The sequence below is a fragment of the Rhizobium leguminosarum genome (assembly GCF_002953715.1).
Classification (GTDB): Bacteria; Pseudomonadota; Alphaproteobacteria; order Rhizobiales; family Rhizobiaceae; genus Rhizobium; species Rhizobium leguminosarum_V.
Genome location: NZ_CP025016.1, coordinates 73,043 through 97,209, shown reverse-complemented (window position 1 = coordinate 97,209; position 24,167 = coordinate 73,043). Strand labels below are relative to the sequence as shown.

Annotated in this window: 20 protein-coding genes; 9 read left to right on the top strand and 11 right to left on the bottom strand. The window is 59.9% G+C overall.

Features of this window, described 5'->3' with window-relative positions; genetic code table 11:
* Positions 1 to 168 precede the first annotated feature (168 nt).
* From CUJ84_RS35360 to fcl, 7 genes are all read left to right on the top strand, one after another.
* Positions 169 to 384: a hypothetical protein gene (locus tag CUJ84_RS35360; RefSeq protein ID WP_105010095.1), complete on the top strand. Its 216-nt coding sequence runs from the start codon at positions 169 to 171 to the stop codon at positions 382 to 384.
* 9 nt (positions 385 to 393) lie between these two features.
* A complete protein-coding gene (locus tag CUJ84_RS35355) occupies positions 394 to 1,344 on the top strand; it encodes a glycosyltransferase family 2 protein (RefSeq protein WP_027687130.1) in 951 nt (316 codons plus the stop codon).
* Complete coding sequence (locus tag CUJ84_RS35350) at positions 1,341 to 2,441, top strand: glycosyltransferase family 4 protein (RefSeq protein ID WP_105010094.1); 1,101 nt, start codon at positions 1,341 to 1,343, stop codon at positions 2,439 to 2,441. The genes CUJ84_RS35355 and CUJ84_RS35350 overlap by 4 nt, the downstream gene beginning before the upstream one ends.
* Positions 2,435 to 3,577 (top strand): glycosyltransferase family 4 protein, encoded by a 1,143-nt coding sequence (locus tag CUJ84_RS35345; RefSeq protein WP_105010093.1) that lies wholly within the window; start codon positions 2,435 to 2,437, stop codon positions 3,575 to 3,577. Before CUJ84_RS35350 ends, CUJ84_RS35345 begins: the two co-directional genes overlap by 7 nt.
* Entirely contained in the window at positions 3,574 to 5,778 is a 2,205-nt protein-coding gene (locus tag CUJ84_RS35340; RefSeq protein ID WP_105010092.1) for a GumC family protein, read from the top strand. The genes CUJ84_RS35345 and CUJ84_RS35340 overlap by 4 nt, the downstream gene beginning before the upstream one ends.
* An 80-nt stretch (positions 5,779 to 5,858) precedes the next feature.
* Positions 5,859 to 6,962: a GDP-mannose 4,6-dehydratase gene (gmd, locus tag CUJ84_RS35335; RefSeq protein WP_105010091.1), complete on the top strand. Its 1,104-nt coding sequence runs from the start codon at positions 5,859 to 5,861 to the stop codon at positions 6,960 to 6,962.
* Positions 6,955 to 8,046, top strand: a complete 1,092-nt coding sequence (gene fcl / locus CUJ84_RS35330; RefSeq protein WP_105010090.1) for a GDP-L-fucose synthase — start codon at positions 6,955 to 6,957, stop codon at positions 8,044 to 8,046. Before gmd ends, fcl begins: the two co-directional genes overlap by 8 nt.
* Positions 8,047 to 8,355: 309 nt before the next feature.
* Here fcl and CUJ84_RS35325 read toward each other — a convergent pair whose 3' ends face one another.
* On the bottom strand, positions 8,356 to 9,252 hold the full coding sequence (locus CUJ84_RS35325; RefSeq protein WP_105010089.1) for a LysR substrate-binding domain-containing protein: 897 nt from the start codon (positions 9,250 to 9,252) through the stop codon (positions 8,356 to 8,358).
* On the opposite strand from CUJ84_RS35325, the gene CUJ84_RS35320 reads away from it, so the two are divergent.
* The gene (locus CUJ84_RS35320; protein ID WP_158687012.1) at positions 9,218 to 10,720 is read left to right on the top strand and encodes an MFS transporter; all 1,503 of its coding nucleotides are present in this window, start codon (positions 9,218 to 9,220) and stop codon (positions 10,718 to 10,720) included. The genes CUJ84_RS35325 and CUJ84_RS35320 overlap by 35 nt on opposite strands.
* A 182-nt stretch (positions 10,721 to 10,902) precedes the next feature.
* Here CUJ84_RS35320 and CUJ84_RS35315 read toward each other — a convergent pair whose 3' ends face one another.
* The 10 genes from CUJ84_RS35315 to CUJ84_RS35270 all read right to left on the bottom strand — a co-directional run bounded on the left by CUJ84_RS35315 (position 10,903) and on the right by CUJ84_RS35270 (position 22,536).
* A complete protein-coding gene (locus CUJ84_RS35315; RefSeq protein WP_105010087.1) occupies positions 10,903 to 11,406 on the bottom strand; it encodes a GNAT family N-acetyltransferase in 504 nt (167 codons plus the stop codon).
* A complete protein-coding gene (locus CUJ84_RS35310) occupies positions 11,403 to 11,699 on the bottom strand; it encodes a DUF1778 domain-containing protein (protein ID WP_105010086.1) in 297 nt (98 codons plus the stop codon). The genes CUJ84_RS35315 and CUJ84_RS35310 overlap by 4 nt, the downstream gene beginning before the upstream one ends.
* Before the next feature lie 336 nt (positions 11,700 to 12,035).
* Positions 12,036 to 13,793 carry a cis-3-hydroxy-L-proline dehydratase gene (locus CUJ84_RS35305; RefSeq protein WP_105010085.1) on the bottom strand — a complete coding sequence of 586 codons (1,758 nt, stop codon included), beginning with the start codon at positions 13,791 to 13,793 and terminating at the stop codon, positions 12,036 to 12,038.
* Between the two features lie 173 nt (positions 13,794 to 13,966).
* Complete coding sequence (locus CUJ84_RS35300) at positions 13,967 to 14,977, bottom strand: Lnb N-terminal periplasmic domain-containing protein (protein WP_105010084.1); 1,011 nt, start codon at positions 14,975 to 14,977, stop codon at positions 13,967 to 13,969.
* A gap of 554 nt (positions 14,978 to 15,531) precedes the next feature.
* Positions 15,532 to 16,578 (bottom strand): ABC transporter ATP-binding protein, encoded by a 1,047-nt coding sequence (locus CUJ84_RS35295; RefSeq protein ID WP_105010083.1) that lies wholly within the window; start codon positions 16,576 to 16,578, stop codon positions 15,532 to 15,534.
* A 13-nt stretch (positions 16,579 to 16,591) separates the two neighbouring features.
* Complete coding sequence (locus tag CUJ84_RS35290) at positions 16,592 to 18,292, bottom strand: beta-fructofuranosidase (protein WP_105010082.1); 1,701 nt, start codon at positions 18,290 to 18,292, stop codon at positions 16,592 to 16,594.
* A gap of 2 nt (positions 18,293 to 18,294) precedes the next feature.
* Positions 18,295 to 19,188: a carbohydrate ABC transporter permease gene (locus CUJ84_RS35285; RefSeq protein WP_105010081.1), complete on the bottom strand. Its 894-nt coding sequence runs from the start codon at positions 19,186 to 19,188 to the stop codon at positions 18,295 to 18,297.
* Positions 19,181 to 20,113 carry a carbohydrate ABC transporter permease gene (locus tag CUJ84_RS35280; RefSeq protein WP_003550718.1) on the bottom strand — a complete coding sequence of 311 codons (933 nt, stop codon included), beginning with the start codon at positions 20,111 to 20,113 and terminating at the stop codon, positions 19,181 to 19,183. Before CUJ84_RS35280 ends, CUJ84_RS35285 begins: the two co-directional genes overlap by 8 nt.
* 73 nt (positions 20,114 to 20,186) lie before the next feature.
* Complete coding sequence (locus CUJ84_RS35275; protein WP_199788897.1) at positions 20,187 to 21,479, bottom strand: ABC transporter substrate-binding protein; 1,293 nt, start codon at positions 21,477 to 21,479, stop codon at positions 20,187 to 20,189.
* A 46-nt stretch (positions 21,480 to 21,525) separates the two neighbouring features.
* Positions 21,526 to 22,536, bottom strand: coding sequence for a LacI family DNA-binding transcriptional regulator (locus CUJ84_RS35270; protein WP_105010288.1), 1,011 nt, complete (start codon positions 22,534 to 22,536; stop codon positions 21,526 to 21,528).
* 360 nt (positions 22,537 to 22,896) lie between these two features.
* Between CUJ84_RS35270 and CUJ84_RS35265 the strand changes: the two genes are divergently transcribed.
* A complete protein-coding gene (locus CUJ84_RS35265) occupies positions 22,897 to 24,102 on the top strand; it encodes an MFS transporter (protein WP_105010079.1) in 1,206 nt (401 codons plus the stop codon).
* The last annotated feature ends 65 nt before the right edge of the window (positions 24,103 to 24,167 follow it).

Sequence of the window (24,167 nt, the reverse complement as noted above, 5' to 3'; positions counted from 1 at the left end):
ATCCGCGCATAGCCCTTAAGAGCAGATGTTGCGCGTGTCCGTTCACCGGTACCGTGACGATGAATGTCTTGTGAAGCGTGGTGAGTGAGCCGCGGTTCCACTGGAATGAGGCAACAATTCTGACAGAGGCTCTCTCTGCAGTCGAAGCCTGGAAGGTTTAGGATTTCTATGTTTCTGCGTCATGATCCTAGTTCTCTATGCAACACGACGGGCGCCCTACTCGGCGTGACGATCTCATCGGCTCTGCGCGAGATGCTGTCCGGCCGACAAGGGACTTTGGATATCACCATCCCCGAGGCTCCAAACCTCGATGGCCGCGTCAAGCTCGACGTCTTAAGCAACTTTGCGCTGCTGTACGGCGGTGCAACGCCGCAGTCCGCCTGAGAACGCGTCATGGAGCAGCCAGCCCTCAGTGTCCTCATCAATAATTACAACTACGCTCGCTTCGTCGGGCGGGCGATAGACAGCGTGTTGAACCAGGACGCGCACAACGTCGAGATAATCGTCGTCGATGACGGCTCTACCGACCAGTCTCGGTCTGTTTTGGAAGCGTATGACAGCCGTGTGAAGGTGATCTTTCAGGAAAACGCAGGACAGGCCGCCGCGATCAATACCGCTGTGCGAGCAAGCGCGGGCGAGATCCTCTGTTTTCTGGATGCCGACGATTGGTGGGCGCCGAGCAAGCTGTCGGCGACGGCTGCAGCGTTCCGCGCAAACCCTCAAGCATCGCTCGTCTATCACCGACTGCAGCCAACGCTTGTTGATGGCACGCCGACTTCCAAGCCGATCCCTCGAAGCCTGTGTTCTGGCGCTTTGTCGCCGCTGCTCACGAGATCGGCTGGTTGGTGGCCTTTTCCGATGACGTCAGCCATCGCGGTACGACGCAGCGCATGGAATGCTGCGGGCAGCATTCCCGAACAATTCCGCATATCAGCCGACGCCTGGCTCGTGGGGATCTATCCGTTTCTGGGGGACGTCATTGCCCTGCCGGATCCGCTTGGATTCTACCGCATCCACAATAACAACTGGTATCGCTCGACCGAGGATGCGACCACGCTGAGGAGGCGGATGACGCACTGGCAGCATACCGTTGAAGCGACGAACCTGTTTCTCTCAGCCCATGAACTGCCGGCAAGACTACATCTGACGGATCACTATCCCTATCGCATCGCGTCGGCAAAGCTGCAGGGAGCCGATGCACGCACCCGGTTCAAGCTTGCCGTCGAAGGCCTCTTCTTTGCCGGTGAACCGAACCTGCTCAGGCGGACGCGCGATAGTTTGCGCTCGGCGCGCGGCCTGTCACGGCTCGGTCTGGACGTCGGCTTGTCGGAGGCAGCGAAATGAAGGCGCTGCTATTGGTTTCCGAACTGGAAGACTATACCATCTCGTTTGCCAGCGGCGTTGCCCAACACCTAAACGTTGTGCTTGCCGTACCGCGCCGGCGCTATGCACATCTCGCCTCTTCCCTCGATCCGGCTGTCGATCTGCACCTTCTGGACTGGCCGAGACACCGTTCTCTCTCCAATCCCTGGTTTCTGTACCAGCTTACGCGTCTGATCCGGCGGGAACGGCCGAACCTCATTCATCTCCTCAGCAATTCCACACTTTGGCTGAACCTCGCCGTGCCGTTCTGGCGCCCGATCCCGCTTGTGACGACCGTTCATGACGTGGAAATCCATCCCGGCGATTCCGATACGCGTACGCTGCCCAGCTGGGCCCCCGAATTGATGGTGAAACAATCCGGACATCTTGTCGTCCACGGCGAGGGACTGAAGCGGCTGATCCTCGATCGATATTCAAAATCGCCGGACTGTGTCCATGTCCTGTCGCATCCCTCCATCCTTCGCTATGCGGAGCTCGCCCGGCGACAGAAGATGGCGCCCCGCGAAGCGGATGGAACGATACGCGTCCTGCTCTTCGGACGGATTTTTGCCTACAAGGGCCTGGAACATCTGGTCCGGGCCGAGGCAATGCTCAAGGACGCACTTCCCAACCTGCGCATCACGGTCGCAGGCCGTGGCGACAATCCGATGATCTTCCAGCCGCTGATGGGGGATGCCGGCCGCTACGATATTCGCAATCGTTTTATCGAGGATACAGAGGTCGCCCAGCTTTTCCTGGACACCGACATCGTCGTGCTTCCCTATACGGAAGCATCCCAAAGCGGTGTGCTCAACCTTGCCGCCGCATTTGGCAAACCGGTCATCGTGACGGATGTCGGCGAGTTGCGGGGCACCGTTCAGCCCAAAGGGTTGGGAATGGTGGTCCCTCCTGGAGATGCCAAAGAGCTCGCCGCAGCTATCAGGACATTGGCAGACAATAGCGAGCTTAGAAACAATTTCGGTGCCAATGCGCTCGAATGGGCACAAGGACCGAATTCGCCTGAACGGGTCGGCGCCCAGGCCGCGGCCGTTTATCGGGAGGTGGTCGGGTCATGCTGATGGAGGCCCTCACGGACAGAAGTCGAATGGCAGCACGGAGCGCGGCTAGCGTCCGCCACTATGTTCCGGGCGGCTGCGAAAACGGCGGCGGCATTGGCAGGCTGGTCGGCTATATAACAGAGACAGCGAAAGAGACCGGCGCGAAACATTTCGTCACCGATACCAGAGGGGCTCGGTGGTCCAAGGTGACGTCACCCGCACGCCTGCTCGGCGCCATCCTGACGATGGCAAAGGACCGGATTGTTGCGCCAGCCCGCATTCACCATTTCCATATCGCCGGCCGCGGCAGCACCTTTCGAAAACTAATCCTGACCGAGGCTGCCCGTTTGTTCGGGTGCTGCCACATATTACACCTGCACGACTACGACTACGCCGGCGACTTTGAGAAACGCTCGCCGCGCCAACAACGGCTGATACGTCGGATGTTTCAAAATGCCGATTGCGTTGTGGCGCTCGGCCGGCGCGATCGCATGACGCTGACGACACTTTTGGGCGTTGACGAGCGCCGCACGGTCGTTGCCCATAATTGCGTCCCCGATCCCGGGGCGCACAATATTCGCGTCGGTCAGACACCGTTGATCGTATTCCTTGGCCGCTTGAGCGAACGCAAGGGGGTCACGGAGCTTCTGTTGGCCCTGAGCCACCCGGTCATGAAAGAACTCCCGTGGCGGGCTGTGCTCGCCGGCGACGGACCTGTCGAGGATTATCGCCGTCAGGCTGACGCTATGGCGCTTTCAAATCTGGTAGAGATGCCCGGCTGGCTTGACGCCGGCGAGGCGCGGGCCCTGTGCGCGCGTGCAGATATCCTGGTCTTGCCTTCGCACGCCGAAGGTCTGGCAATGGCCGTGCTCGAAGGGCTGTCCCACGGCCTCGCCGTCGTCACCACGCGTGTTGGGGCGCATGACGAAGTCCTTACCGACGGTGAAACCGGCATCTTCGTCCCAGTCGGAGACCAGGATGCCCTGGCTGCAGCCCTGGCGAAGCTGGTGTCCGATCCAGAAATCTGCATCCGCCTCTCGGTCCAGGGGCGCGCACATTATCTCAACCATTTCAGCATGAGGGCCTATATGCGGTCGCTCGAGAAACTTTACGAAACCGTTTCCGCGAAACCTCAAGCAATGGTTGGCGCACGATGACGATTTCCACTGTTCCGCCGGACCGCAACCTTCCGATCTCACAGATGCGCTACGATCCTCGCTTTCAGGTGGAGACCAAGGCGGACAACTTCGACCTGGCATCCGTCTTCCGTCTCGTCCGGCGAAGAATGATCATGATCATCGCGATAACCGTACTGCTGATGATGCCCACGGCGATTATTATCGCCGGGTTCAAGCCCGCTTATCAGGCCTGGGCCCGATTGATTATCCACCAGCCTCTCGCAACATCACTTGGTGCCGACGATACCAGCCACAGCGATCTACTTGACGCGAAATCGGAGACTGAGCGGCTTCTATCCAGAAGCATCGCGGAGCGAGTCGTCCGCGAACTGCGGTTTAACGTGCGGCCGGAATTCAATCCAGCGCTGCGGGAGATCTCGTTCATTGACTGGATCCGGGCAACGTTGCGCGGTCTGTTCGACACGGAAAAACCCACCTCGCCCGCACGGGACAACATCGACGCCATCATCCCGGAATATTTTAGGGCGCTCGGCGTATGGAACGAAGATAAGAGTGACGTTATCCAGATCAGCTTTACTGCCAATGATCCTGAACTCGCAGCCGCGGTCCCGAACCGGCTTATCAGCATTTACCTCGATGAACGGAAGTACAGTCTCGGTGGCCGCCTGGATTCAGCGCAAGAATGGATCCGACAGCGCATCACCGAACAGCAGGCTCGCGCGGATATTGCTCGCGAAGCTGCACGCAACTATCAAGAATCGATGGACGTCGTCTCGAAAGAGGACGCTCAGGATGAACGGATCAAGTCACTCATAGAAGTCACCGGCCGCGAAGGGAAAATCGAAGAAAGCCGGCTTGAGGTAAAGGCGACGATATCCACGCTGGAAGGAGCGGATAACGCTTCGGTCGCTGCGGAGAATATCGCCGTCCCCGACAACATTGCCACAAAGCAACGCGATCTTCGCGCACAGGAGCAAGATCTCGCTCGTCTTCTTCAGACATATGACGGCAATGCCGAGGCCGTGGTGGATTTACGTGGGAAGATCCAAGAATCCCGTGCCGATCTCAACCTTGCGACCAAGCAATATCTCCAAACAATGCGCGCCAAGCTCGCCGCACTTGATCACGAAGCCAAGGCAATACAATCCATCTTGGCTGATGCTCATGAAAAGCGCACACGCGATGCCATGGTGCAGACGGAATTGACGCGACTACAGCGTATCGCCGACAACGAACAAACGGCACTCGACAAGCTTGAGGACCAGCGCCGTGACCTCGCCGCGAAGGCCATGCTGCCGGGGGCGGAACTGGAAGTTTTATCGCCGGCTTCAGTCCCGATCGCGTCACAGGGACGTGGACGGCTTTTCTATCTGGTGGGTGCCCTCCTGGCTGCAATCTCGGGTGCCGTAACGGCTGCTTTCGTGATCGAAATGTCGGACCGGACGGTCCGGAGTTTCGACCAGATAGCCGCAATGGCGCGTACGATACCGGCTGGACTTATCCCGCGTCTGGCGCGGTGGGAAAATTCGAAAACGATGTTCGAACATATGCCGGTCCCGATGTTTGACGAAGCAATCCGTACCGTGGTGCTTTCACTCAAGCAGTCCAATGGCGGCAAGTTGCCGAACAGTATCGTCGTTACCTCGGCCCACAGCGGAGAAGGCAAGTCGCTTGTCGCGAGATCGCTGGCTATCGAACTTGCCGCCGCCGCAATTCCGGTGCTGCTGGTCGATGGCGACCTTCGGCGGGGAAAACTCGATTCGTTTTTCAGGTCGGGTCTAGTGCACGGACTGAACGAATTCTTGAATGGTCAGGCCGATCTCCGCGACATCGTCTACCGCCATCCAAGCGGTATCGACTTCATTCCATCTGGAAGATTCAGTCTCCAGCGGCGCACCCGATCGAACGGCCTGGCAGAAATCATCGAGATGGCGGGCGCGGCCGGCCAGATTGTCATCTTCGACAGCGCGCCTGTGCTCGCCTCGACAGATACCGTGCATTTGACTGCCCTGGCGGAAAGAACACTGGCGGTCGTTAGATGGGGAATGACGAGCCGCCGCGCGGTCGAGTTCAGCCTGCAGCAAATGAAAAGCTCGCGAAATTCGGAAATTGTTGTCGCGATCAACAATGTAAATCCCGAAAGGCACGCCTTGTATAATTTCAGTGACTCGGAGATGTTTTCGAAGTCCCTGATGAAATACTACAAATTAAAAGCGTAATACATCAATAATTTTTCGAATTTGCATGAACTACACAGCCTTATCTGCTTCTGCATTAGTATTCGAGTTGGAGGGCAATCATGGATACGGGAATGACAAAGAACCGAAAAGTCGCGCTGATTACGGGTATAACAGGTCAGGACGGTGCGTATCTCGCCGAAATGCTCTTGGAGAAGGGCTATATTGTTCACGGCCTCAAGCGACGTTCATCGTCCTTCAACACCAGTCGCATCGAACATCTATACGAGGATCCCCATGTCGAGAATCCTCGCTTTATTTTGCATTACGGGGACATGACAGATTCAACGAATCTCATCCGTGTCATTCAGGAAACGCAGCCCGACGAGATCTACAATCTCGCCGCACAGAGCCACGTTCAAGTCTCTTTCGAGACGCCGGAATATACTGCTAACGCAGATGGAACCGGCACCCTTCGGCTACTTGAAGCAATTCGCCTCCTGGGGCTGACCAAGAAGACCCGCTTCTATCAAGCGTCCACCTCAGAGCTCTACGGCAAAGTCCAGGAAGTCCCGCAGAGCGAAACGACGCCGTTCTACCCTCGATCACCCTACGCGGTGGCCAAGCTCTATGCCTATTGGATAGTGGTCAATTATCGCGAGGCATACGGCATGCACGCCTCGAACGGCATTTTATTCAATCATGAAAGCCCGATCCGCGGCGAAACATTCGTGACGCGTAAAATCACCCGGGCAGCGGCTGCGATCCATCTTGGGCTGCAGGAAAGGCTCTATCTCGGCAATCTGGATGCCAAGCGCGACTGGGGACATGCACGCGAATATGTCCGCGGCATGTGGCTGATGCTGCAACAGGACGAACCGGAGGACTATGTCCTTGCGACCGGCGAAACGCACTCGGTTCGTTCCTTCGTTGACAAGGCCTTTGCCAAGGTGGGCATGCCGATTGATTGGCGTGGGAACGGGGTTGAGGAAAAGGGATACGACAAGACATCCGGTCAGTGTGTGGTGGAGATCGATCCAGCTTACTTCCGTCCGACCGAAGTTGATCTTCTGATTGGCGATCCGACGAAGGCGCACACGAAGCTAGGCTGGAAACATGAGACCAGTCTTGATCAGCTGGTTACGGAGATGGTTCGCGAGGATCTGAAAGTCATGGCCCGAAATGTTCCGTCGGTAGGTGTAACCAAAGGTTTTGCCTATGCCTGAGGTGATCTACAGCCTTGCCGGAAAAAGGGTCTATGTCGCGGGCCACCGCGGCATGGTGGGCTCTGCGATCGTGCGGCGTCTCGCTTCCGAGGGCTGCGAGATTTTGACGGCCACCCGCGGCGAGGTCGATCTCAGACGGCAGGACCAGGTAGAGGCCTGGATGAGTAAGAATCGTCCCGACGCTGTCTTCCTGGCTGCTGCGAGGGTCGGCGGTATTCTGGCGAACGCTACCTATCCGGCCGACTTCCTTTACGACAACTTGATTCTCCAAGCGAACGTCATCCACGCAGCCCATAGAGCTCACGTCGAAAAACTGATGTTTCTGGGCTCGTCCTGCATCTATCCGAAATTCGCCGATCAGCCGATCGTTGAGGACTCACTTCTGACTGGATCGCTTGAGCCCACGAATGAATGGTATGCGATCGCCAAAATTGCCGGACTAAAGCTTTGCCATGCTTATCGCAAACAGCACGGTAGAGATTTCATCTCGGCCATGCCTACCAATCTTTACGGTCCAGGGGACAATTTTGACCTCGGGTCAAGCCATGTCATGCCGGCGCTCATACGCAAGGCGCATGAGGCCAAGATCAACCAGCGGCAAGAGATATGCATCTGGGGTACTGGCACGCCGCGGCGCGAATTCCTGCATGTTGACGATTGCGCCGACGCCTGCCTCCATCTCATGAAAACCTATTCCGCCGAAAGTCATGTGAACGTAGGTTCGGGCGAAGACATTACCATCCTGGATTTGGGATACCTCGTCTCCAAGGTCGTTGGTTTCGAAGGCAAGATCACGCGCGACCTCACCAAGCCAGATGGCACACCGCGTAAACTCTTGAGCGTCGACAAGCTTCGCACTCTCGGCTGGTCTCCTAAGATCGGTCTGAAGGAGGGTATCGCGGACGCCTATCGCTCCTTCCTTGATGGGCATTATCTCGAACGCAGCAACAGGGCTTTGTCGGGCGACTTGATCGGTCAAAGCGACATCAGTTTTGAGAGAGCCAAGGTTTCGGCGCTGCACGCGCCTACGCTCTCTACAGTCGCACATCTTCCCTCGCGCACGGCGAATTTGCGCGAGGAATAATAAGGTTTTGTCTCGGGGGGGACGCACATGCTGGGGGGAACAAATAATGCAACCAGTAGAAATCAGGATTGCAGCGTTAATTTTCCTAATAACCGTGTGGGTGATGATTATCAGAGCGGCAATGGATTTTTTCGCGGTCCAGATGCCGATATCGCTTGTCGCGTTCTTACACTGAGAGACGGACCGGCAGTATTTTCAAATTGGACATTCCTTCTCCCATCGTCGGCCGTATTCCCACGGTGACGACCGCCCTGTGACGGGAAGCCGAACATAGGAAGTTCTAGTAGTAGGCACTGGGTTGGATCAACTTCAATCGAGCCCGTGCGCATCAATCACGTGGTCGACCAGACTGCGAACGACGCGGGACATGTGCCGCTCTCGGCGAAAGAGAATATTTAAAGGGCGGTGGGCGGGACGGTAGTCCTCCAGAACAGGGCACAGGAGGCCAGCCGCAACGTCTGCCTTAGCGATTACGTCCGGCAGCAGAGCAATGCCGATCCCCGCTCCTGCCGCGCGACGCAAGCCCTGAGCTCCGTATGCGCGCAACTGACCAGCGACCTCAATTGAGATCGGGCCATCCGGTCCGATCAGCCGCCATGTCTCGCCATCGGATCCCGCGCCTGAATTGCCGTATAACAGGCAGTCGTGGCCTGCGAGGTCCGAGGGGACCAAGGGCGCGCCCCGACGTGCTAGGTAGGACGGGGCGGCGCAGATCATCAGACCGTAGGGTGCCAGTGGACGCGCCACGAAGTCGCCAATCGGAGGCGAGCCAATCCTGATGGCAGCGTCAAAGCCGGCAGCATCAATATCAACGAGGGTATCGGTCAGATCCACGTCGATGCTGACCTCCGGATAACGCTCCAGATAGCAGGCTAGGCCAGGGAGCAGCATCTCGGATCCGAAAATCACTGGCGCTGTCACGCGGATATGCCCGCGCGGTTCTGCTTGCCGGGCCTCGGCCAACAACTCGGCGTCTGCGAGCCGATAAAGGATCTCGCGGCATCGTTCCAGGTAGTCGCGGCCGAAGGAAGTAAGATCAAGGCGCCGCGTGCTCCTTATCAGAAGCTTCGCGTGGAGCCTTTCCTCCAGCGCGGTAATACGATTGCCAACCTGCGTGGCGGAAATGCCCAGGGGCCGAGCTGCAGCCGCCATGCTTCCAGCGTCGGCGGCTTTGACGAAGGCCTCAATCGCTTTCAAGAGATCCATTCTCAAGTTTTCCTTGATGCTGTCGTGGGATTTGCGCCGCTTATCACAAGTCACGCTATGGATTAAAGGCCATCAGAAAGCTTTGAAAGGTGAACCGATGTCAAATAAGTCAACGTTTGCCACGCCGGCCCTTGCGGCCGCCTGCCTGGGCTTCGTCGTCGTCAGCCTCGACGCGACGGTCGCCAATGTCGCGCTCGAAGATCTGCGGCTGGCGCTCGCGGCGAACCTCTCGATGCTCGAATGGGTTCTAAATGCCTATACCGTCGCCTTCGCAGGCTTGCTGCTCAGCGCTGGCGCTGTGACCGACATGGTGGGTGCTCGGCGGTGTTATCTGGCTGGCACGACGATATTCCTCGCGGCGTCGGTCTACTGCGGGCTGACCGGAACCGCCATGGGATTGATCTGCGCGCGGGCATTGCAAGGAGCCGGAGCGGCCGCAATTGTGACGGCATCTTTGTCACTGATCGCGGCTGGATTTCCAGATCGCGGCCCGCGATCACGGGCAGTTGCCATTTGGGCTATGTGCGGTGGCAGTGCGATGGCCGCTGGCCCCTTGATCGGAGGGACTCTGCTAGAGTTGGCCGGGTGGCGCGCGATCTTTCTTATCAATGTTCCGGTCCTGCTGACTGCGATGCATCTATGCAGGCTAACCCGCAGTGAACCGCCACGGAAGGCCCGAGCCTTCAACCCGCTGGGACAAAGTGTAGCAATAGTCGCGCTGGCCAGTTTGACGTTGGCCTTGGTCGAGGCAGGACAGAGAAGCTTCACAAGCCCCACAGTTCTGGGCTCGCTCGCTGTGGCGGCGGGTTGTCTTGCCGTGTTCGTCGTCACCGAAAAGCGCCGGACCGATCCGATGCTTCCGCCGGCGCTATTCGCCTCAGCCAGATTTACGGCATGCTGCCTTGCGGGTTTTGCGCTCAACTACGGCTTCTATGGGATGCTCTTTGCTCTTAGTCTACGGTTCCGCGTTCTCGGCTTCGGCGCCTTCGAGACCGGACTTGCCTTGCTGCCGTTGACGCTTTGCCTTTCCGGGGCAAATCTCATCGGCGGCACGATGGTCGGTCGGTACGGCGCCCGCATTCCCATCCTGTGTGGCCTGAGCTTGGCATGTCTCGGCTACGTGGGACTTGCGGCCGGCATCGGTATCGGCGGCTATGCATGGTTAGTGCCTGGGATGTTCACAGTCGGGGCGGGATCGGCGATTGCTGTGACGGCCCTGTCCGCTGAGGCTTTGTCTGTGGTCGAAAGTGCGCTTGCCGGTATCGCCGGCGGTACACTCACAACCGCGAGGCAAGTGGGTGGAGCGTTTGGCGTCGCATGCTACGGAATTCTCCTCGGCGGCAAAGATGGAGTCGAGAGTACGGGCGGGCTGCGACTTGCATTTCTGACGGCTACGATAGTAGTCCTCGCCGCCTTAGTCTTAGGTGCAAAGGCGCTGCGCGCCAACATCGAAGCCGAAGTCTGCTGAGCAACGAGAATTAAGCTGTCAACATCGCGCCCGACCCTCCACATACAAGGGTCTGATCCTGCAACCATGCCAACGTTGGAGGTGAGCCGAACCGACGTCACGTCATTTCGCGTCATGGTTTCAACAGTGATGTCAGCGAGTTAGAAACGGCTGGAAGCGCGCTGAGCGAAAATGAGTGACAGTTACGGTTGAGAGTTTAGCGCTCTGTTGAGATCATGCAACCCGACCATCAGCATCATGGGGTCGGATGGCGAAGGCAGGAAGCCGACCGCCTCATAGAAGGCTCGCACATCATCAGAAATCGCATGCACCAGCACGCCCCGGATTCCGAGGATTTCTGCGGCATTGAGCAGGCGCAGGCCTGCGTCGCGCACTAAAGCCCTGCCGATACCGCGCCCCTGGTGGGACTGATCAATGGCGAGGCGGCCAAGCACGGCAACCGGAATCGGATCAGGCATGTTGCGGCGAAACCGGCCAGGTGCTTCCGGCTGCTTCACCGCACCCGAGGCGAGCGCATAGTAGGCGATGACCCGGTCTCCCTCGCACACCACGAAGGTGCGCGATGCGCCGCCTGCCTGATTTGCGCGGGCGCGGCGACGCAGCCAGCCATCTAGTTCGGGTACGCCGGAACCGAATTCGGCCAGTTCGTGATGATCGGCCAGTGGTGCCGGTGCGCTGAGGGTCACGCCTCATCCCATGGCGCTTTGGTCGACATGGTGCGATTCAGGCGCTCATTGGGCTGGGCGGGCGCGTCGAGGCGGGTTAGGTATTCGGCATAGATTTCGGGGCTGACCGTGAATATGGTACGGTCGAGCAGCACTTCCTCGGCGCGGCGCTCGGAAGCCTCCAGCATGAAATCCGTGCGGGTTTTGCCAAGCAGCTCGGCGGCGCGGTCAATCAGGTTGCGGGTCGCAGGCTTGATGCGCATATTGAGCGGCACGCTTGCGTCCCGGCTTTTAGGCGTGTGCGAGGCGGGCATCGGAAACTCCTGTTTGCACCCGACAAATAGCGTAACGACATCATCTTTACAACTGTCGTAAAGATATCGTCATTACACATTCGCGTCGTGCTATTCCGTTGCATTGGGTTTCGTTACTGCCTTGGAAACCCGCCCCCATGCCGTCTCGATACTGAGACCATGGCGCAATACGTCGCCTCCGCAACCATGATCATGTCACCTGAAATTCTATGCCGTCGCCTTCCTCTCGTTAGTAACGACCCAACTTCAGTCGGCTTGGACAGCCGTGAACCTGCGCACCCTTGCATGCGATCTGCAGGTTTTGTCCGAGCACCATCGCCTGCTCCGGTGGCAGCGCTACGCCCGCCGCAACCAGCCGGGCGCCGCCTTGCTATGTACCCCACTACATGCAGCCGCAACGCATGCGGCAAGGCCACCAAAGTAGAAGCGTCGACCTGTTATCCCCGGCCCGTAATGGGCATATTTGCCCGAGTTCGTCAGTATGGTTGTTGCAAGGGTAGGAATAATCGGATCGGTGATCATGCACCAGCATGTGTCCGTGACGAACTGAACCCCGAAACGTTCGAGGTCCGCTATCAGGCCGGCTTCGTTGGCTTGATCGTGTGTTGCGCGGCCGCAGGTAACGACCACCGCCACACCCACATGCTTCTTTCGCCTGGCACACAGGGACGCCAGCTTCTCAATTTCGCTAAGCGAGAAATGCGGATTGCCGAGCGAGACGAGATCGACGCGCTCTTCGTCTGCACTGTTGAGTTCTTGCCAACTCGACGCAAGTTCATCAAGGCGAAGATCGATCGAAGGAATGCTGATGCCTGCGGGCATAACGGCATCCAGCGTCGTTGCCTCAGGCGTCACCCCGACGATATGAAACATTGGTGCACTGGAAACGGTCGCAAACGCTGCACCAAACGCCTTAAGATCATCATTGGTTGGACCGGCCTGATCGAGACCGGTGACAACAGGGATAAGGTTCGATGCCAGAGCACCAATGTGATAACCGAGCAGCGGATAGAAGGAATCGTCGATTTTCTCGATATTGGCGACACCGACGACCAGCCCGGCTTTTCGATTGATGTCGATGTGTGGACCTGCCAGCGGCGCGCGGCCGGTTAGTGCGATGCAAATGTCGAGAAAGTCCGGATATTTCATCGTCCGCGCACCAAGAACGCTGTTGGCGTAGATGACGGCATTCGATTCTGCCCAGGCCACCTGCTCGCCGATCTTGGGAGCCGTCTCGAGCAGATAGGGCGCGCAGGTGAAGGTCGGCCGTGCACCCATCTCGACATAGACGTCACCCAATTTGCTGGCCGGCTCGCCCAGGACAGGATCAATACCTTGCGAGCGCCAGCGTCGATGATCGACCGAAATCGAGTTGAGCGTTGTCGGCACCACGACACGCCCGCCCAGATCCCGCAGCTTTTCGGCAAACGAAAGCGAGCCTGGCCCGGTGTAGATGCAGCCGTCGACGTGGACCTGTGAGACATCCATCAATTGCGTGGCGCCCTGCAGTCTCGCCATTCGCAGGATTATGCGGATCGCCGATTGCGCAGCCTTCCCATGATCACCAGCCAGATAAGCTCTATCCCGCTCCGACAATTCGACTTCACCGAAAAGATGGCCAGACTCCTTGCTGTGCGCCGAAATGGCGTCCATTGCTAAGCCGTCGGTTGAACAGGAGACCACGTTTCCGTCGATTTCGACAAATGCCGAGCTCACCACTTTGCGAAAATTCTCGGGCGTGAGCGTCACAACGGGAATGGATTGACCGAATACCTCCTCGGCGATGACGACACCGAGCGTGAGGATATCCTCCTCTCGCTCGAACAACATCGCTTTCGGACCCTTGCCATTCAGCAGCAATTCCAACATCACGCCGCTGCCGGAGCAGGACCCCCTGCCCCCGGGGATCGCGAGGATATGGTCTTTGAGACAGCGGCCACTCAAGGGGTGATGCCGATCGATCACCTCACCGGTCCGGGGATCGACGCCACCCCAGAAACTCAGTTCCAGATCGCTTGCAACAACATCACCCGAAGCCTTGCCGTGCACGTACGCGGTACCTGAGAAAATCCGTCCGTCAACAAGGTTGACCATCTGTGAGCCTTTCAAGATGGGTGAGCGTGCAAGCAGTTTGAGTCGTTCATACTCTCCGGCTAGCTCATGCCTTGTAATATAGGATGATGGCCCCGGGGCCTATCGTAGTCAAAATCTCCGGAGGCATTATGTTGCGTGCCTAGCCGTTTGCTTGCTCAACGCTTCGGCGGAGGTCACAGCGCGCCCTGCGGCGACGAGACACCGACGCGAATGGCCTGCGAAAAAATCGGCGAAAGACCGTCCTCGTGCGCCCTTGCAGCGATGTGTGCGGCCGACCGCAGTTGCGACAAGGGAACCGAGATGTCCAGCGCGCCACGGTCATAGGCGTATTCCGGCAGGTATCCGTTGACGACAAGGCGCCAGTCCGTCGGCACGGCGTCGCCTGCGACGCGCATCATCTTGATGATGGTCGTCGTGCAGTTGGTCGTCAGCGAATTGTAGAAGACGGGCGTGGCCGCGAGCGCGTTTGCGTCGGAGACGTACTCGCGCAGAAGAAGCCTCGCAGCCGCCGGCGACGCTCTCAGGCGGTAGATCTGGACGTCCTCACCGCGAAAATTGGATCGGAGACCGATCACATCTCTTTCATCTGCGGCGAGGATGACCAGAGGACTGCTTTTGAAAAGGTCCGCCAGCGGTGAGAACGAACCTCCGGAAAGTCGACGCACCTCGATAGACCACGCCAGATAACGGCCGTCGTCGAAGCCGAAGCTCATGATGACATGCGCGATGGTCGGACCCGACCAGTAAGACATGAACATGTCGACGCTCTTCAACTTGTTCAGGTCGTAACTGCGGGTCGTCCATCGTTCCGTGAAGTCGGTGGCGCTGCGCCACTCGAAATCGCGGACATTTGTTAGCGTCAACAGATCACCGTCGAATTCGCCGGTGACCTGGCGAGCGACGTCCGGAGCCCACGCGCCATTTGCCGGCGGTTCGATCGTGCTCCACCAGACGAGGACAAGGACGAACGCGACCGCAAACGCGAGGACCGCACGAAAGCGCCTTTTGCCAAAGAGCGCCACGACAACGGATGCGCCAAAAAGCCCGAACAAGATGGCGCTGGCTTGCCTGCCGAACTCGGGCAACGGAAAGCGGTACCAAAGCGCGAGCGACGACCAGGCCGATGCAAAGACGACAAGCAACAGGAGCACTGCAATGACGATCGCACGGACCGGCCGAACCATTTTGCTTTTCCAAACGAGTTTGAAGCGTCCGTCCTGATCATTGGACCCTATCGGTTTCCGGACTCGAAGCCCAGAACCTATCCGAAGCGACAGGCCGCCGGATCCTCCATTTTGGTATGGTTTGAATCCGCTGGCGTGACCGACGGTGCCAACAGGCATGACAAGACCAAGATATTCCTCCGCGAAATCATTCCTCTCCCTTCAGAGCATCAGGGGACGAAAGGGGAAGGCCTCCAACACGACGAATTCTTGCAGCTATCCGTCTTGAATCTGCGGGTCGCGTCATCCGCAAGCGTGATCTGGCAGATGAGCGCCAGGTGATCATTGGATTGACAAATGAGGGTCAGGCGATGAAGGCGGAGGCGAAAGCAGTATGCCTCGAGATCAATCACGCGACTGGCCTTGCCGTGGCAACAGATTGCCGCCGGCAATTGGCCAATTCGATCAACTGAAGGGTCGAACACCCAAAACCGAGACGTCGCAAGGCTGGATGGCACCGGCACTGAACCGCGCCCGTCAAATGACGGGCGCGGTTCAGCGGGAGGCACCGGGGATCAGCCTATCCGACTGCCTTCGGCGGAGAAGAGGTGGATTTTCTCGGATTTGGGCGCGAGGTGGATTTGCTGGTCGGGCTTTAAATCCATCCGCCGGTGCAGCACGATGGTTGCCGTCTGCGTACCGACACGCACCGAAAGATGAGTCTCCGCTCCGGTCGGCTCGACAGTCAGCACGGTGGCCGGAATGCCCGTCTCCGCAATGTCGAGGTCTTCCGGGCGGATGCCGTAGGTGCGCGCCGCGCTTTGGCTCAATTGCGGCGGAAGCGGCAGGGAAACACTGCCTCCGATACGGAAGCTGCCATCGCTGATGCCGCCCTCGAAGAGGTTCATCGACGGCGAGCCGATGAAGGCGGCGACGAAGGTGTTATCCGGGCGGTCGTAGAGATCGAGCGGTTTGCCGATCTGCTCGATGCGGCCGGCGCGCATGACGACGATCTTGTCGGCCATGGTCATCGCCTCGATCTGGTCGTGGGTGACGTAAACGATGGTCGTGCCAAGGCGCTGATGCAGTTCCTTGATCTCGCTGCGCATGGTCACCCGCAGCTTGGCGTCGAGGTTGGACAGCGGCTCGTCAAAGAGGAACACTTTCGGATGGCGTACAATGGCGCGGCCCATCGCGACGCGCTGGCGCTGGCCGCCGGAAAGCTGTTTCGGCAGGCGCTCCAGCAGGGGTTCAAGTGCGAGAATGCCGGCGGCTTCGCGCACCAGCTTGTTGATTGTCGCCTTATCGCGCCCCTGCAGCTTCAGGGCAAAGCCCATATTTTCGCGCACCGTCATATGCGGATAGAGCGCGTAGGACTGGAACACCATGGCGATATCGCGCTCCTTTGGCGCAACGTCGTTCATGACGCGGCCGTCGATGCGGATTTCACCGCCGCTGATATCCTCTAGCCCCGCCAGCATGCGCAGAAGCGTGGACTTACCGCAGCCGGACGGCCCGACGAGCGTGACGAACTCACCGTCCTCGATATCCGCGGAAACTCCGTGGATAACGGAGGCCGCGCCGTATTGCTTCTGAACCCGGTCGATTGCTACCGATGCCATTGTCTGTCCTCCCTCACAATTTCAATTGCCAGACGCCGGCCTCGGCGACGGCGCCGGCGAGCGTTGCCGAACGTGCGGCGGCAAAGCCCGGGATGCGTTTGGACCCCGTCCAGCGGCCGTTGTCAGCGAAGACCTCGATGGAGCCGGCATCGAGGAAGATGCGCAGGCTCGACGGTTTCGCGCCGGCGGCGACGTAACGTGGCGGCGTCATACCGGTGCGGGCGTCGAAGACAATCGCCAGACCAGCGGCATCGAGTTTCACGCCTAGATCGACATCCGGATGATCGAAGGCGAGATCGAAGGCGGCGCCCGGCGCGGTGAGATCAAGCACGATCTCGACGGCGCCGGTGCCGAGCGGCACGGTCTTGCCGGCGGCAAGCGCGGTGTCGTCCAGCAACTGATGACGCAGGCTTTCGACGGCTGCGACCGGCGGGGTCAGCACGGTGTCGCCGTCGAGAAGCATGCGGCGCGGCAGGGTCATGGCCGTCGGGAAATCGTCCTTCTTGGAAAAATCCGTCCAGTTGGCGAGCCAGGCGATGCCGACCGGCTCGTCGCCGTCAACGAAGGCCTGGAAGGCATAGGCATCCGAACCGAAATCCAACTCCTGCGCGAACTCCGCCGTGAAGGTGCGGCCATCGAAACCGCCGACGGTGACGGAGGTGAGGTTGCGGCGGCCGGTGGCCGGGTCGCGGCTGGTGAGTAGACCGAAGATCAGCGCCCAGCGGGTTTCTGCGTTTTTGCCGGAAAGCGGCACCATGCAGGGGCATTCCGCCGCCGTCATGCCGAAACCGTCCTCGCGATGGAGGATGCTAAGGAAGGTCCAGCCATCGGCGCCTTGCGCGTCTGCGGTTTCATAGAGCAGTACGACGCCGCCCTGCCTGTCGCGGCTGCCGAGCAGCATCTTCCAGCGGCCGTCCGGGCCTTTGAAGACATAGGGGTCGCGGAAATCGGTGGTGAGGTTCAAGCCTTCCGGGCGCAGCGGCATCACGATTTCCGACGGGCCGGCGACGATGCCGTCGCGGCTGACCGCGGAAAGCTGGATTTGCTCTTCCGGTTGCCGGTCACGAACATGCTCGGTGTAGAAGACCCGGATCTCCTCGCCTTCCGGGCCGAAGCCGGGGATCGCCGAGCCGGAGAAGGCGCCGCCGCGGCCATCACCCTTTTCCGATAGATGCGCCGCCGGGAAGAGGAACATGGGCAGATGCCTCCAGCGGACGAAATCCTTCGAGACGGCATGGCCCCAGTGCATAGTGTTCCAGCGCGGCTCATGAGGATAATGCTGGTAGAAGAGGTGAGCGTTTCCGCCGAACCGTCCAAAACCGTTCGGATCGTTCATCCAGCCGAAGGGCGGGCGGAAATGGTAGCTGTCGGGCACGTCGGGGGCGGCGGCGCGGGTATCGCCGTGCAGGACGCGGATGCCCTCCTTCATCACGGTTTCCGGCCGGAAGGCGTAAGCGACGGAGAGCGCTGTGGTTGTCGCATCATAGGACAGCGTGGCACGACCGCCTTTCGCGAGCGTCACAGCGAAGAACTCAAATTCCCCTGTGCGGCAGGTCGAGGGCTCGCCGATGTCGTTGCCATCAACGGCGACGAAGAGCTTCGCCTCGCCGCCGGTATGGCGCGCCTTCAGCCAGAGATGCAGCACCGTGCCTTCGGGCAGCTCCGCTTCGATGGTTTTAGGTGCTGACGTTTCGGATTTTGCCTGCAGAGACATGATCAACCTTTCACGGCGGAGCCGACGAATGAACTGACGAACCAGCGCTGGAAAGCCAGATAGAGAATGAGGACCGGGATCATCATCAGCACCGAGGCGGCCATGGCGCGGTCCCAGTAGATGCTGTCCTGTCCGAAGAAGGTGGCGATGGCGACGGCAATCGGCCGAGCATAATCGGTCTGGGTGACCAGCGTCGGCCAGAGATACTGGTTCCAGCTTTCGATGCCCATGAGGATCGAGACCGTGGCGAGCGCCGGCAGGCTGAGCGGCATGTAGATCGACCGGTAGATGCGGAAGGCCGATGCGCCGTCCATTTCCGCCGCTTCATAGAGTTCTTTCGGCAGCTGCGCGAAGAACTGGTAGAAGAGGAAGACATAGAGCGGGCTTGCCACCCAGGGCAGAATCTGCACCGCGAAGGTATCCGTCAGCCCCGCCCGCGACATCATGACGACGAGCGGCATGATGATGCTTTCCTGCGGGATGACATAGAGCGCGACGACCAGCGCCAAGAGCGCCGCCCTGCCGCGCAGCGAGCCCCAGGCGAGAACGAAGCCCGACATGGAATTGATGACCAGTCCCGAGACGACTGTGGCGACGAGGATCACCAGCGAATTGAAGAGATATCGGCCATAGGCCAGCTCGCCGGAGAAATGGGCGATCTCCTTGTAGTTCGACAGCGTCGGGTCGCTGACCCAGAAGGCGCGGAAGCTGCCCATGTCGGCGAGGATGCGGAAGCGGTCGTCCTTCAGGCTGGCGATCAGCAGCATGAACAGCGGCGAGATCATCACCAGCGCGATGACCAGGATGCAGAGGCTCTGCACGATGCGCAGGCTTCTCTTGCCGTTGCCCCGTGCGATTGCCAGCGGGACGGGCTGGGTCAAAGCGAGATCAGACATCGAAGCGCCTCAGGAGTTTGCGTTGCAGGAGCGCGATCAGAAGAACGATGACGAAGAGGATGACGGACACGGCTGATGCGTAGCCGAGTTTCTGCTCCTCGAAGCCGGCGCGCACCATGTAGTGGACAACGGTTTCGGTGCTTTCGTTCGGGCCGCCCTGGGTGAGGATCGCCACCTGCGTATAGAGCTTGAAGGCCTGGATCGTGGTGATGACCAGCACGAAGACATGGGTCGGGCGAAGGCCGGGCATGGTGACGTGCCAGAAGCGGCGCAGCGCGCTTGCCCCGTCGATGCGGGCGGCATCGTATAGTTCTTCGGGAATGCCCTGCAGGCCCGCGAGATAGATGATCATCTGAAAGCCATAGGCCTGCCAGGCTGAAAGCAACACGATGGAGAACATCGCCCAGTTGGGGTCGCCGAGCCAGTCGATCGGCTGGATTGTGCCGCCGGAAAGGAAACCGACGATCTGGTTGAGCGGGCCGCTCGGGTACTGGAAAAGCGTGCCCCAGATGACGCAGACCACCACCATGGAGGTGATCGCCGGCAGGAAGAACAGGCCGCGCAGCAGGTTTTGCATCGGCAGCTTCTGATGCAAGAGTAGCGCGGTCAGGAAGGCGAGGCCGCACTGCAGCGGCAGCACCCAGACGGTGAAGCGCGTGACGTTCCACAGCGAGGTCCAGAACAGCGGATCGGTGAAGACACGCTCGAAATTCAGGAGGCCGACGAAGCGCACCGGCGTCGGGCGCGGCACGAGCGGCTGGTTGGTCATCGCCGTCCAGAAGGACAAGAGGAACGGCGTGATCAGGAATATCGCCATAAGCAGAAAGGCAGGCGCGATCATCGCCATTTCCTGCCAGAGCCGCTTGTTGTCGCGGCGTTTGGCCGGACGTCGCAAAGCGGGCGTGGAGGTCTGTTGCAAAGTCATTGTTTCCTCCTCATCGGTCATCCTCCCGAGATAGTCCAGGGCCGGCAGGACGAGCCGGCCCCGTCAAAACCCCTTACTTCTGCTCGTCGAAGGGCGGGTAGCCGGCGTTGTCCTCGATATCCTCGTCGATCTTCTTGGCGGCGGCCGTCAGCGCTTCCTGCGCGTCACCACCGTTGAAGATCTTGTCGACGGCCTGCATGAAGGCCGAGGTGATCGTCGGATAGGCCGGGTGCGGCGGACGGGCGATCGCGGTCTTGGAAGCCTGCTCAAAGGCGACGGCGAGCGGACCGCCTTCCGCATAGAGCGGGGATTCGGCGGCGAAGCTCTTCAAGCCCGGATAGGCGGACTGGGTCTTGGCGTACTCCCGGTACTCCTTGTCCTTCAGCAGGAAGCTCAGGAACTTGCCGGCGATCTCAGGGTTTTTCGAGGTCGCAGAAATGCCCCAGATCCAGGTTCCGTTCGGGCTCACGCCCTTGTCGCCGATCTTCGGCAGCGGCATGACGACGATATTGTCCTTCATCGCTGCCGACGCCTCCGCGTAGAACCAATGGCCGCCCATGGCGAGCGCGGCCGGCTGTCCCTCGGCGTAGAACTGGTTGGTGCCTGACGAAGTCGGTACGACCCAGCCTTTCTTCACCCAGTCCTGCATCATCGTCAGCGCCTTGACGCAGGCCTCGCCATCGAGCGTGCCGCTGGCCTTCCAAGTCTTGCGGTCGATCAGGTCGCAGCCGGCGCTTTCGAGCAGGGGGCCGTAGGCATAAGTGATCCATTCGGTCTTGATGCCGTAACCTCGGAAGGTGTCGATCGGCCACTTCACGCCTTCGAGCTTGGAAAGCTTTTCGAGATAGCCTTCGAATTCCTCGCGGGTCCAGGCATCATCGACCGATTTCGGAATGCGGGCGCCAATGGCTTCAAGATATTTCTTGTTGCCGTAGAGCACGACCGAGGAGTCGGTGAGCCCGATCGCATAGAGGTCCTTGTCGATCGGATAGGTGCCCTGGGCGATATTCGAATCCGTCATGTCATCGAGCAGGTCCTTGTCAATGAGCGGCTTGACGGGCTGCAGATAGCCGGACCAGACATAATTGGCGAGGAAGGGAGCATCGAGTTCCATGATATCGGGCAGCTGCTTGGCCATGACGGCGGCGCTGAACTTTTCGTTATAGGCATCGTGCGGCGCGTAGATCATCTCGATGTCGACATCGGGATTGGCGGCCTCGAAGCGGGCGGCAACGTCGCCATAGGCCTTCACCCAGCCGGGATCGCCCTGGTGCATGACGTGGACGACGGTCTTCGCCTCGGCGAAACCGGCGGTCGCGACCAGCGCGGCGGACGCTAGGAGCGTGGAAAGTAAACGATTACCCATTGAAGTGCTCATTGATATTCTCCTCCTGTTAGACACTATACGATGTTCAGACGGATGCCCGTTCGACCAGATGGAACGGCAGTTTTCGCAGATGCGGCGGTTCGGGCTGCTCGGCCAGGAGGATCCCCATGGCAAGGCGGCCCATGGCGCGGTGCGGCAGGGCCATCGTCGTCAATGGCGGGTCCAGCCGCGAGGCAAGCTCGACCTGGTTGTCGAAACTTGCCACCGCGATATCATCCGGAATGCGAAGGCCCGCGCGGGCAAGCGCCGCATAGACTTCCATTGCCACGCGGTCATTGCCGCACAGGATGGCGTCCGGCCGTTGACCGGATTTCAGAAGCGCCTCCACATGAGAGGCAACAAGACTTGGCGCGCGGTCGCTGTAGACGCTGCGGCGCACCGCCGGCAGGACCCCGACGGGATCGATGCCCCCCTCCTCGAGCGCCGCACGAAACCCCATCTCGCGTAGCGTGCCGGCGAGAATGCCCGGCAGGTTGATGAAGGCAATGCGCCGGCGGCCGGCGGCGAGGAGATAACGCACGATCTCCCGTGCGCCGCCCTCTTCGTCCGGCACCAGCGCGGTGACGCGGCCGGCAGCCTCGCGGCAGTTGATCATGACGCCGACGGAGCCCGCCAATCTGTCCGGCAGGGCGACATCCTTGTGGTACATGGCGGCATAAGCAACGGCGCGCGGCCGGAATTGCTGCACCTCGTCGAGCACCGAGCCGATAGACTGGCCGCTGCGGTGGTTGACCGCAAAGACCGCCATGCCGGCACCGCGTGCCGCCCCGTCGAGGCCACGTACGATCTCGGTGGCGAAGGGCGAAGTGATGAGGCCGTCGGAGACGACGCCGACCAGCGGCAGCCAGCCCTGACGCACGCCACGCGCCGCAAGGTTGGTCACGTAGCCGAGTTCTTCCGCAATGGCCTTGATCTTCTGGCGCGTATCGTCCGACATGCGGGCGGAGCCGCCGTGCAATGCGCCGGAAACCGTCTTTACCGAGACGCCCGCACGTTCCGCGATATCAGAAAGCGATACTGCCACGATCCTCACCAGCCTCCTTGGGTGATCGATTACCCAATAGTGGCAGCGGACGCGTTTTGTCAAGCGGCTTTTTACGCGCACTGCTCGGCGGAGGGCTGCCGTAGCATCTTTCGATCGCCTTGATGGAGGCTCGAACATCAGCCCCTGCGATTTGCAAACCAGGTTTGTTAGCCGCCTTGCGCCAGACGCGGTCACGACTATGCCCAGACTATTGGCGCGCTCGATGCCAGGGCACCCGAAGCCTCCCCTGAGGCCGAGCGCGGCAATAGCGGCAGCCGGCGTCGCAGATCCGACAGCCCGCCGGCTGGCCATGCTAGATGATCATCGTGTCGAACAGGGCGTGAACGCGGTTGCCAATAGAGGCCGATCATCATGACTAGCGTGCGTCTCCCGGGTAACGTTCTCGTCGCCGTCATGATCGCCTGCGTCGGCACGTGTTACGGCTTCGGCCTCAGCCTGTTTCCCCAGATCATCCCCGACATGCGGAAAGATCTTGCCTTCGACTATGCGTTTGTCGGCACGGTCACCGGCCTAGTCCAGTTTTCCACGGTGGCATTCGCCGTGCTCGGTACCTGGCTCGTCCATCGCATCGGTGCCGCACGGACGGTGGTGGCGTCCGTGTCGCTCTGCGGGCTTTGCCTGTCGGGCATCCCCATCATCGACAATCTCTACGTCGTTGCCGGCCTGCTGATGGTCGCCGGCGCGACGGGTGCATCGACCTTCGTGCCGATGATTAATCTCGCCTCGCGGGTGGTGAGAGCAGAACAACGCGGCTTTGCCATGAGCCTGATCTCCAGCGCCCCGGCCTTTGGCGTCCTCATCAACAGCGCACTCGTGGCAGCATATGCCGGAAGTGGTCACTGGCAGATGGTCTGGTACCTCACGGGCGCGGCCACGATCACACTGGCCATTGTCACCCACATTCTCTTCGGGAGGGCCGGCCTCTTCGACAGTGCGACAAGTCACGAAACGCCCGCGCCAACTGCCGGTGGTTCAGCAAGCCTGCGCTCCATCATGCCATGGGTGACGCTGATCTTCGCGCTCGGCTTCATCAACGGCCTGATGCCATATCCCTATCTTACCTATCTCTCGCCGTTCCTGCGCGAGGAACTCGGCTATTCCGTCGGCTTTGCCTCATGGCTCTGGGCAACGATCGGGGCGGTGGGGATCAGCGCAGGCTTCGCCATTGGCACAATATCGTCGCGCCTCGGATCGCGTTATGCCATGCTCGCCTGTTACTCAAGCTTCCTCGCCGCCGGCACCCTCGTAGTCCTCGATCCCTCAATGGAACTCTCGATCCTGTCAGGCATCTTCTTTTCGCTGGGCTTTTATCCGATCTATGGCCTGCTGCCGGCCTACGTCTCACATCGCGCCACGCCCCGCGTCGCGGTGACTGTCTTGGGCATCTGCACCGTGTTCCAAGGCGTCGGCGGCACCACCGGGAACTTCTTTGGCGGCGTAATCAAGACATCGACCCAGAGTTTCAGCGGCATCTATCTCGCCGTTGCAGTTACGGCCGCCGTCGCGGCAGCGATGACGATCTTGCTGCCGAAGGACCAGAGTGTGCAGGCCGTGTAGCGTCTGCCGATGCTGCCTTTTCTCGGCGCAAAGGCTATTCATGAAAACCTCATTTCCAGGGCTCG

What these genes read in the sequence shown, in the direction of transcription:
- CUJ84_RS35360 (WP_105010095.1), top strand. Translation starts at nt 169, where the DNA reads ATGTTTCTGCGTCATGATCCTAGTTCTCTATGCAACACGACGGGCGCC.
- CUJ84_RS35355 (WP_027687130.1), top strand. Translation starts at nt 394, where the DNA reads ATGGAGCAGCCAGCCCTCAGTGTCCTCATCAATAATTACAACTACGCT.
- CUJ84_RS35350 (WP_105010094.1), top strand. Translation starts at nt 1,341, where the DNA reads ATGAAGGCGCTGCTATTGGTTTCCGAACTGGAAGACTATACCATCTCG.
- CUJ84_RS35345 (WP_105010093.1), top strand. Translation starts at nt 2,435, where the DNA reads ATGCTGATGGAGGCCCTCACGGACAGAAGTCGAATGGCAGCACGGAGC.
- CUJ84_RS35340 (WP_105010092.1), top strand. Translation starts at nt 3,574, where the DNA reads ATGACGATTTCCACTGTTCCGCCGGACCGCAACCTTCCGATCTCACAG.
- gmd (WP_105010091.1), top strand. Translation starts at nt 5,859, where the DNA reads ATGGATACGGGAATGACAAAGAACCGAAAAGTCGCGCTGATTACGGGT.
- fcl (WP_105010090.1), top strand. Translation starts at nt 6,955, where the DNA reads ATGCCTGAGGTGATCTACAGCCTTGCCGGAAAAAGGGTCTATGTCGCG.
- CUJ84_RS35325 (WP_105010089.1), bottom strand. Translation starts at nt 9,252, where the DNA reads ATGGATCTCTTGAAAGCGATTGAGGCCTTCGTCAAAGCCGCCGACGCT.
- CUJ84_RS35310 (WP_105010086.1), bottom strand. Translation starts at nt 11,699, where the DNA reads ATGCCCGCCTCGCACACGCCTAAAAGCCGGGACGCAAGCGTGCCGCTC.
- CUJ84_RS35305 (WP_105010085.1), bottom strand. Translation starts at nt 13,793, where the DNA reads ATGGTCAACCTTGTTGACGGACGGATTTTCTCAGGTACCGCGTACGTG.
- CUJ84_RS35300 (WP_105010084.1), bottom strand. Translation starts at nt 14,977, where the DNA reads ATGGTTCGGCCGGTCCGTGCGATCGTCATTGCAGTGCTCCTGTTGCTT.
- CUJ84_RS35295 (WP_105010083.1), bottom strand. Translation starts at nt 16,578, where the DNA reads ATGGCATCGGTAGCAATCGACCGGGTTCAGAAGCAATACGGCGCGGCC.
- CUJ84_RS35290 (WP_105010082.1), bottom strand. Translation starts at nt 18,292, where the DNA reads ATGTCTCTGCAGGCAAAATCCGAAACGTCAGCACCTAAAACCATCGAA.
- CUJ84_RS35285 (WP_105010081.1), bottom strand. Translation starts at nt 19,188, where the DNA reads ATGTCTGATCTCGCTTTGACCCAGCCCGTCCCGCTGGCAATCGCACGG.
- CUJ84_RS35280 (WP_003550718.1), bottom strand. Translation starts at nt 20,113, where the DNA reads ATGACTTTGCAACAGACCTCCACGCCCGCTTTGCGACGTCCGGCCAAA.
- CUJ84_RS35275 (WP_199788897.1), bottom strand. Translation starts at nt 21,479, where the DNA reads ATGGGTAATCGTTTACTTTCCACGCTCCTAGCGTCCGCCGCGCTGGTC.
- CUJ84_RS35265 (WP_105010079.1), top strand. Translation starts at nt 22,897, where the DNA reads ATGACTAGCGTGCGTCTCCCGGGTAACGTTCTCGTCGCCGTCATGATC.